Origin of the sequence: Dialister sp. UBA1703 (genome assembly GCA_002320515.1) — a bacterium.
GTDB lineage: Bacteria > Bacillota > Negativicutes > Veillonellales > Dialisteraceae > Dialister.
Window position 1 is genome coordinate 6,116 of record DCJJ01000146.1, and the last position, 1,535, is coordinate 7,650.

1 protein-coding gene is annotated in these 1,535 nt (G+C 56.7%); it reads right to left on the bottom strand.

Annotation, left to right across the window (positions count from 1 at the left end; translation table 11 throughout):
- Positions 1-350: 350 nt before the first annotated feature.
- Positions 351-1,379 (bottom strand): deoxyguanosinetriphosphate triphosphohydrolase, encoded by a 1,029-nt coding sequence (locus B2Y11_RS06440; RefSeq protein WP_291057465.1) that lies wholly within the window; start codon positions 1,377-1,379, stop codon positions 351-353.
- Positions 1,380-1,535: the final 156 nt, after the last annotated feature.

Here is a 1,535-nt window from a genome sequence, read left to right on the forward strand (position 1 = left end):
TGGTTGGCTGACCGTGCCCGCTGGGGAGGTGGGCGCCTGTCGGCGCCATTTTATTGCCGCCTGTGGCGGCATATAAAACTCCCCTCTGAACCAGACAGGAGGCGAAGCCGATTCCGGCCCGAACCTATCGTTCGACGCGAAGCGCACGAACGATGGAACCCAGGTGCCGAAAGGCACATGAACCCTCTTGCTTTCGGGATTACAACCTTCTGAAGTCTGACCGTCTGCCATCTATCTTCTACCTTCTATCGTCTGCCTGCTCCGCCCACTGATATTTATTTAGTGGACCGGTGAGCCAGCCAGAGTCATCAGCCATGCTTAACAACAGCAGGCAGCCGGCAGCCGCCGCTTCACTCTTTCTTGAATGTCCAGTACCTTGGCACGAAAATATCTTCAAAGAGGTTAATAGCAAAGTTGTCGGTGAGGCCGGAAATGTAGTCCACCGCTGCCAGGGGGATATTTCCTTCTGCCAGGCGAACCTGTTTTTCCGGGAGCCTTGTTTCATGGTAGCTTCCGTCGGGACGTTTTTCGGTGTAGTAGGTGTAAAGCATTTTCACCACGTTGCTGCCCCGTTTCCTGTCGGGGATGAGGGCCTTCGACATGTAGACTTCGTCAAACATGAACCGGCGGAAGAGGGCAAGGATTTCATCCCCTTCCTTTGACATGTGGATGCCGTCCTCTTCGCTCCGCATGGAGTTCTTCACCACACTGGTCACCATAGCGGTAATCATGGAGGAGTGGGTGACGCCGATTTTCCGCTTCACCGCCTCCGGCAAGTCTTCCGGCCCGATGAGGCCCATGGTTTCCGCGTCTTCGTAGTCGTGGCATAGGTAGGCGATGCGGTCGGCGTACTTGATGAGGGCCCCTTCCAGGGTGTGGGCTTTGAGTTTCCCGCAGTGGTTCAGCATGCCATCCCGCACGTCCCTGGTAAGGTTCAATCCCTGGCCTTCCTTTTCCAGTTTCTCCACAATGCGGACGCTCTGTTCATTGTGTTCAAAGTGGCCGCAGATTTCCTGCAGCGCCTGCTCCCCTACGTGGCCGAAGGGGGTGTGGCCCAGGTCATGGCCCAGAGCAATGGCTTCCACCAGGTCTTCGTTCAGCCGGAGGGCCCGGGCCATGGTGCGGCCGATCTGGGCCACTTCCAGGGTGTGGGTCATGCGGGTGCGGTAATGGTCGCCCCGGGGCGCGATGTATACCTGGGTCTTGTGTTTCAGCCGCCGGAAGGAATTGCTATGGAGAATCCTGTCCCGGTCTCTTTGGAAATCGGTACGCAGGGGATCCTTCTTCTCTTCCCTGTCCCGCACTGCATTGGCGGACAAAGCCGCCCGATGGCAGAGAATCTCTCTTTCCAGTTCTTCACTCCGCTTGCGAATCAGCATAGGCCCCCTCCTTTATGGGAAATAGAAATCATTTTTCTTTATTATAACATCTATGGGGCCGCTCCGCGGCCCGGGTTCAGAGGGGCGCCCTTTGGACACAAAAGGTTCTAAAGTTTGACCGGCCTACGGCCGGAGGGTTCTCAGGTTTGACGGGCC